We start from the raw sequence: 6,686 nt of genomic DNA on the forward strand, positions 1-6,686 counted from the left end.
CGGGGCTGCCGGACGGCGAGGCCCCGGCCGAGGAGGCCGCACGGGACGCCGGCGGTCTCACCGCGCGCGACCGCGAGGTGCTCGCGCTGGAGCGGCGCCCCTGGTCCGGGCCGGGCGCGAAGGAACGCGCGATACGCGAGCGCCTCGGCATGTCGCCGACGCGCTACTACCAGCTGCTGAACGCGCTCCTCGACGATCCGGCCGCCGCCGCCCACGACCCGGTGACGGTCAACCGGCTGCGCCGCGTCCGCCAGTCCCACCGCGACACGCGCTGAGGGGGCGCTGCCGCCCCGCCCGCGACGGGCCGCCGCGCCCCCGCCCGGTAGGGTCGAAGGCATGGGCAGCAACCCGACTCCTCTGCCGCGGCCGGAGACCGAAGCGGGCGCGGAGGGCCTGGCAGCGGTGCTGGCCACTCCCGCCGAGGCGGTCGTCGCGCTCGACTTCGACGGCACCCTCGCGGACATCGTGGCCGACCCCGAGCAGGCCCGGGCGCACCCGGCGGCCGTGCCCGCGCTCGTGGCGCTCGCACCGCACCTCGCGTCCGTCGTCGTGATCACCGGCCGGCCCGCGGCCGTCGCCGTCGAGTACGGCGGCTTCGCGGGCGTGGCGGGCCTGGAGCGCCTGGTCGTCCTCGGCCACTACGGCGCCGAACGCTGGGACGCGTCGACGGGCACCGTGCACGCCCCGCCCCCGCACCCGGGCGTGTCCGCCGCGCGCGCCGAACTCCCCGCCGTACTCGAACGGTTCGCGCCCGACCAGGACGTGTGGACCGAGGACAAGGGCCAGGCGTTCGCGGTGCACACCCGCAGGGCCGGTGACCCCGAGGGCGCCTTCGCCGCGCTGCGCGCGCCCCTGCGGGATCTGGCGACCCGGCACGAACTCGTCCTCGAACCGGGCCGCATGGTCCTCGAACTCCGCCCGCCGGGCATGGACAAGGGCGTCGCGTTGACCGCGTACCTCCAGGAGGCCGGGGCCCGCACGGTCGTCTACGCGGGCGACGACCTGGGTGACCTCTCCGCCTTCGACGCCGTTGCCTCGCTGCGCGGGTCGGGCGGCGCGGGCCTGCTGGTCAGCAGCGGCACCACGGTGCCCGAACTGACCGCCCGGGCCGACCTGAACCTCGCCGGCCCCGGGGCCGTCGCGGACTTCCTCGGCGCCCTGGCGGACACCCTGGCCGGCGGCTGACCCGCGGGGCCGGACAACCCCGGACCGGGCAGGGGCCGGCGGCGCCCGGATCGCGCCCGGCCGCCTCCGGTCCGTGGCCGGCCGCTCCCGTCAGGCCCGCAGCTCCGTGAGCTGGTCCAGGAACCAGCGGGCGGGCGGGAGCGCGGTCGCGGCGGCGGCGAGGCGCTTGGTGCGCCGGGCACGTTCGTCGTCGGGCATGGACAGCGCCTCGTGCAGCGCCTGCGCGGTCGCCGTGATGTCGTACGGGTTGACGGCCAGCGCGTCCTCGCCGAGCTCCTCGTACGCCCCGGCCTCCCGGGACAGGACCAGCGCGCAGCCCTCGTCGGAGACGACGGGGACCTCCTTGGCGACGAGGTTCATGCCGTCCCGGATCGGGTTGACGAGCGCCACGTCCGCGAGGCGGTACGCGGCCAGGGAACGCGCGAAGTCGTCCTCGACGTGCAGGACGACCGGCGTCCAGCCGTCCGTGCCGTACTCGGCGTTGATCTCGTCCGCGAGGACCCGGACGCGTTCCGTGTAGTCGCGGTAGACGGCGAGGTCCTGGCGCGAGGGGTAGGCGAACGCCACGTGCACGACACGCCCGCGCCACTCCGGCCGTTCGTCGAGGAGGGCGCGGTAGGCGAGCAGCCCGCGCACGATGTTCTTGGACAGTTCGGTGCGGTCCACGCGCACGATCGTCCGGCGCGGCGCGCCCGAGGGGTCGGTGCCGATCTGCTCGCGCAGGGCGGCCGTGCGGTCGGCGACGTCGTCGCGGTGCGAGCGCTCGCGCAGGAAGTCCGCGTCCGCGCCGAGGCCGTGCACGCCGATGCGCGTGCTGCCCGTGCCGCCGAGGAGTTCGTCGCAGCACGCCGTGAACGCGTCCGCCCACCGGTGGGTGAGGAAGCACGCGCGGTCCGCGCCGAGTATGCCGCGCAGCAGCCGGCGGGCGATGTCGTCGGGCAGCAGCCGGAAGTAGTCCACGGGCGCCCACGGCGTGTGGGAGAAGTGCCCGATCCGCAGGTCGGGCCGCAGCGCCCGCAGCATGCCGGGCACGAGCGCGAGGTGGTAGTCCTGCACCAGCACGGCGGCCCCCTCGCCCGCCTCGTCGGCCAGGGCCTCCGCGAAGGCGCGGTTGTACGTCTCGTACGACGCCCACTGCGCGCGGAACTCGGCGCCGAAGGACGGCTCGACGGGGGTCTGGAACAGCATGTGGTGGACGAACCACAGCGCGGAGTTGGCCACGCCGTTGTAGGCGTCCGCGTAGACCTCGGGCGCGATCCCGAGCATGCGCACGCGCTGCCCGCCCGTGTCGCCGGTGTCGAGCCGCCCGCCGGTGCGCCGCACGGCCTCGCGGTCGCCGTCGCCGAGGGCCGCGCACACCCACACCGCGCCCGCGTCGGGCCCTATGGCCGACAGGCCGGACACCAGTCCGCCCCCGCCGCGCCGCGCCGAGAGCGCGCCGTCGTCGCCGAGGCTGTACGAAACGGGGCCGCGGTTGGAGGCCACGAGGACCTGGGCGCCGGCGGCGTCGGGAGCGTCGTGCTGGGAAGCCATATCGCGAACCTAGCCGGTCACGGAAACGCTCAAACGTACGGACGTGGCTGGTGTTGCTCCTGTGGCGGCGCACGTGACGGCGCACGACCGCACGGCCACGGCGCGCGCACGGCCGGGCCCTTGGAAGATCGCGAGGAGTACCCGACGGCGCCGACGCCCTCACGCAGCGTGCGCGCCGGCCGTGCGGTGGGCCTCCGGGGCCGCCGGGCCCTACGCGGCCCGGCGCGAGGCGTACTCGGCGATCTCCCGCATCGGCGGCCGCTCCTCGGTGTCGACGGGGTGCGTCCGCGGCTCGAAGCCCTTCTCGCCCCGCTCGAACTGCGTCAGCACGGGCCGTACGAGATGCGCCCTGGACAGGCGGTTCTGGGCCGTCCGGTAGATCGCGGCGGCCATCCGGCCGAGGGCGCTGTCGTCCTGGTGCCGGTGCAGCCGCACCCCCACGTCGACCTGCGCCAGCGCGTCCAGCCCGACGAGCCGCAGGGCGTCGACGAGCAGGCCGAGCTCCACCCCGTACCCCACGGGGAACGGCAGCCGCTCCAGCAGCGACCTGCGCACCGCGTACTCGCCGCCCAGCGGCTGGACGAAGCCCGCGAGCTGCGGCCAGTGCAGGTTCAGCAGGGGGCGGGCGACCAGTTCCGTGACCCGGCCGCCCTGGCCGGCCGCGGCCCGCTCGCCGCTGCCCGCGGCGCCGCTGCCCAGCGGACGGTCGTACATCGCCTTGACGAACTGCACGTCCGGATCCGTCAGCAGCGGCCCCACGATCCCGGAGACGAAGTCCGCCGAGAACTCCCGCAGGTCCGCGTCCACGAAACACACCACGTCCCCGCTCGTCGCCAGCAGCGAGCGCCACAGCACGTCGCCCTTGCCGGGCACCGCGGGCAGCCGGGGCAGGATCGCGTCCCGGTGCACCACGCGCGCACCGGCCGCCGCCGCCACCTCCGACGTACGATCGGAGGAGCCGGAGTCGACCACCACCAGTTCGTCGACGAGGGGTGCTTCCTCCATCAGCTCACGCCGGATCACCGACACGATGTCGCCGACCGTCTCCTGCTCGTCCAGCGCGGGCAGTACCACACTCACCGTGGTCGCCCGTGTGGCCTTGGCCACCAGAAGCCGGTCGAGCGTACGATCGCCGACGGACCAGGAACGGCTGGTCAGCCAGCGTTCCACCTCTTCCAGCACGATCGGTTCTCCCTCGTTGGGCCGCTGCGTGATCCATCTCGCGTGACGGACGGCTGTCTCCACGCTCAGGTCCTTCGGTTACAGTCTTGAACAACGCGACGGACGCCCGCATGCCGGGTGGTCCCCGCGGGACAAACGCGCCGGAGCCTGGTTCCGGTCGCCATAGCGCTCATCCAGAGGGGCAGAGGGAACGGCCCGTTGAAGCCCCGGCAACCCTCCCGCCGACCGCGAGGTCACGGTGGGGAAGGTGCCAATTCCGTCTTGCGGCGAGACGCGTCGCGAGGAAGATGAGGAAAGGGCCTCGCCTCCATGGCTGTGCAGACCGTCCACACCACCAACGACTCCGCCGCGGGCACCGTCGACCTCGGACCCGCCGCCGCGCTCTCCTGCCGCGAATGCGGCGAGCGCTTCCCGCTCGGCCCGATCTTCGCCTGCGAGAGCTGTTTCGGCCCCCTCGAAGTGGCGTACGACCTCCCGGCGGACGGCCCCGAGGCGCTGAAGAAGCGCATCGCCGAGGGCCCGAACAACATCTGGCGCTACGCGCCGCTGCTGCCCGTCCCCGCCGACGTGGCGTCGCACCCGAACATCAACCCCGGCTTCACGAAGCTCGTCAAGGCCGACAACCTCGCCCGCGAGCTCGGCATCACCGGGGAACTGCACGTCAAGGACGACTCCGGCAACCCGACGCACTCCTTCAAGGACCGCGTCGTCGCCATCGCCGTCGAGGCCGCCCGCGCGTTCGGCTTCACCACGCTCTCCTGCTCCTCCACGGGCAACCTCGCGGGCGCCGTCGGCGCCGCGGCCGCCCGCGCCGGCTTCCGCTCGTGCGTGTTCATCCCGCACGACCTGGAGCAGGGCAAGGTCGTCATGGCCGCGGTCTACGGTGGCGAACTCGTCGGCATCGAGGGCAACTACGACGACGTGAACCGTTTCTGCTCCGAGCTCATCGGCGACCCGCTGGGCGAGGGCTGGGGCTTCGTGAACGTCAACCTCCGCCCGTACTACGGCGAGGGCTCGAAGACGCTCGCGTACGAGATCTGCGAGCAGCTCGGCTGGCGCCTGCCCGACCAGATCGTCATCCCGATCGCGTCCGGCTCGCAGCTCACCAAGATCGACAAGGGGCTGCGCGAGCTGATCGGGCTCGGGCTCGTCGAGGACAAGCCGTACAAGATCTTCGGCGCCCAGGCCGAGGGCTGCTCGCCCGTCTCGACGGCCTTCAAGGCCGGCCACGACGTCGTGCGGCCGCAGAAGCCGAACACCATCGCCAAGTCGCTGGCGATCGGCAACCCCGCCGACGGCCCGTACGTGCTGGACATCGCGCGGCGCACCGGCGGTGCGGTCGAGGACGTGAACGACGAGCAGGTCGTGGACGCGATCAAGCTGCTGGCGCGTACGGAGGGCATCTTCGCGGAGACCGCGGGCGGTGTGACGGTCGGCGTGACGAGGAAGCTGATCGAGGCCGGCCTGCTCGACCCGGCCCTCACCACCGTCGTCCTCAACACCGGCGACGGCCTCAAGACGCTGGACGCGGTGGCGCCGACGACCGGCCCGACCGCCACGATCAGGCCCAGCCTGGACGCCTTCCGCGCGGCCGGCCTCGCGGGCTGATCAGCGGTCCGTACGCCCCCGTCACCGAGCTCAGACACATCCGAGAGGCAGGCACCCCGCCGATGAGCGTCAACGTCCGCATCCCCACCATCCTCCGCACCTACACGGGCGGGCAGGCCGAGGTCGCCGCCGACGGCGCGACCCTGTCCGAGGTCATCGCGTCGCTGGAGAAGAACCACCCCGGCATCGCCGGCCGCGTCCTCGACGACGCGGGCAAGCTCCGCCGCTTCGTCAACGTGTACGTGAACGACGACGACGTCCGTTTCGAGCAGGGCTTGGAGACCGCCACGCCGGACGGCGCGGGCGTCTCGATCATCCCCGCCGTCGCCGGCGGCTGCTGAGACTCAGGCCGGCGCCCTCCCGCCGGCCCGGCGCGCCCCCTCCGTCATCGACGGAGGGGGCGTTCTCATGTAGTTGAGGGCGGTACGATTCAATCGAGCACGGGACCGCCCATCCGCGACGTGCCGAGCGGTGCGAACGCACACGGCAACGCGAACAGCGCGAACAGCACGAACAGCGCGACAGCATCGAGTCAAAGTTTTGGTTCTGATTGCGCAATAAGTGTGCTTTGCACGGCCCGAGTTGCCCGAGAACGCGAACATACTTCCGGTTCGCGTTCTGAGCCATGCCCAGATTTCTCGTCCGATTGACCTGTTGCAGAGGGCAGTTGGGCAGATACATTCAGCCGCGGTCGACGCGTTCCGGCGCGAAGTGCGGTCCCGTGTTGGGGCCAGTAATAGGGGAGTTAGGCATGGCTCAGGGCACCGTCAAGTGGTTCAACGCGGAGAAGGGCTACGGCTTCATCGCGGTCGACGGTGGTGCGGATGTTTTCGTCCACTACAGCGCCATCCAGATGGACGGGTACCGCACCCTTGAAGAAGGTCAGCGAGTGGAGTTCGAGATCTCGCAGGGCCAGAAGGGTCCGCAGGCGGACATGGTCAAGCTCGCCGTCTGATCCCGGCGCGATCGGCCAGAGACAATCCTAGTCGAGAGGCCCGTACCCGCTCCACGGGGGTACGGGCCTCTCGCACGCGCGCGTGGCAGTGAACGGACGGCGGGGGCGTGCGCCGGGGAGCGAGGGGCGCCGACGCGCGCGGGACGGGGACGGCCGGGCGCCCGGGCGTGCCGGGTGCCGGGTGCCGGGGTGCTGGGCTGGGGTGCTGGGGTGGCGCGGCGCG

7 protein-coding genes and 1 riboswitch are annotated in these 6,686 nt (G+C 72.9%); of the genes, 5 read left to right on the forward strand and 2 right to left on the reverse strand.

The window, feature by feature from the left end; translation table 11 throughout:
- Window positions 1-5 precede the first annotated feature (5 nt).
- Entirely contained in the window at window positions 6-275 is a 270-nt protein-coding gene (locus tag L1885_RS20760; protein WP_235798679.1) for a DUF3263 domain-containing protein, read from the forward strand.
- 61 nt (window positions 276-336) lie between these two features.
- Window positions 337-1,185, forward strand: coding sequence for a trehalose-phosphatase (gene otsB / locus L1885_RS20765; RefSeq protein WP_235798675.1), 849 nt, complete (start codon window positions 337-339; stop codon window positions 1,183-1,185).
- A gap of 90 nt (window positions 1,186-1,275) precedes the next feature.
- Here the strand turns inward: otsB and L1885_RS20770 are convergent, their stop codons facing one another.
- Both L1885_RS20770 and L1885_RS20775 read right to left on the reverse strand, forming a co-directional pair.
- Window positions 1,276-2,718, reverse strand: a complete 1,443-nt coding sequence (locus L1885_RS20770) for an alpha,alpha-trehalose-phosphate synthase (UDP-forming) (RefSeq protein WP_235798676.1) — start codon at window positions 2,716-2,718, stop codon at window positions 1,276-1,278.
- Window positions 2,719-2,928: 210 nt separating this feature from the next.
- Complete coding sequence (locus L1885_RS20775) at window positions 2,929-3,900, reverse strand: glucosyl-3-phosphoglycerate synthase (protein ID WP_235798680.1); 972 nt, start codon at window positions 3,898-3,900, stop codon at window positions 2,929-2,931.
- 166 nt (window positions 3,901-4,066) lie between these two features.
- Window positions 4,067-4,194: riboswitch (SAM riboswitch) on the forward strand.
- A gap of 15 nt (window positions 4,195-4,209) precedes the next feature.
- On the opposite strand from L1885_RS20775, the gene thrC reads away from it, so the two are divergent.
- From thrC to L1885_RS20790, 3 genes are all read left to right on the forward strand, one after another.
- Window positions 4,210-5,508, forward strand: a complete 1,299-nt coding sequence (thrC, locus tag L1885_RS20780; protein ID WP_235798677.1) for a threonine synthase — start codon at window positions 4,210-4,212, stop codon at window positions 5,506-5,508.
- Between the two features lie 62 nt (window positions 5,509-5,570).
- Entirely contained in the window at window positions 5,571-5,849 is a 279-nt protein-coding gene (locus L1885_RS20785; RefSeq protein ID WP_235798678.1) for a ubiquitin-like small modifier protein 1, read from the forward strand.
- Between the two features lie 410 nt (window positions 5,850-6,259).
- The gene (locus tag L1885_RS20790) at window positions 6,260-6,463 is read left to right on the forward strand and encodes a cold-shock protein (RefSeq protein WP_005315736.1); all 204 of its coding nucleotides are present in this window, start codon (window positions 6,260-6,262) and stop codon (window positions 6,461-6,463) included.
- The last annotated feature ends 223 nt before the right edge of the window (window positions 6,464-6,686 follow it).

The sequence above is a fragment of the Streptomyces fuscigenes genome (assembly GCF_021556455.1).
GTDB lineage: Bacteria > Actinomycetota > Actinomycetes > Streptomycetales > Streptomycetaceae > Streptomyces > Streptomyces fuscigenes.

Bases quoted from the DNA above. Each gene is read 5' to 3' on its own strand.
- L1885_RS20770 (WP_235798676.1), bottom strand. From the start codon at position 2,718: ATGGCTTCCCAGCACGACGCTCCCGACGCCGCCGGCGCCCAGGTCCTC.
- L1885_RS20785 (WP_235798678.1), top strand. From the start codon at position 5,571: ATGAGCGTCAACGTCCGCATCCCCACCATCCTCCGCACCTACACGGGC.
- L1885_RS20790 (WP_005315736.1), top strand. From the start codon at position 6,260: ATGGCTCAGGGCACCGTCAAGTGGTTCAACGCGGAGAAGGGCTACGGC.
- thrC (WP_235798677.1), top strand. From the start codon at position 4,210: ATGGCTGTGCAGACCGTCCACACCACCAACGACTCCGCCGCGGGCACC.
- otsB (WP_235798675.1), top strand. From the start codon at position 337: ATGGGCAGCAACCCGACTCCTCTGCCGCGGCCGGAGACCGAAGCGGGC.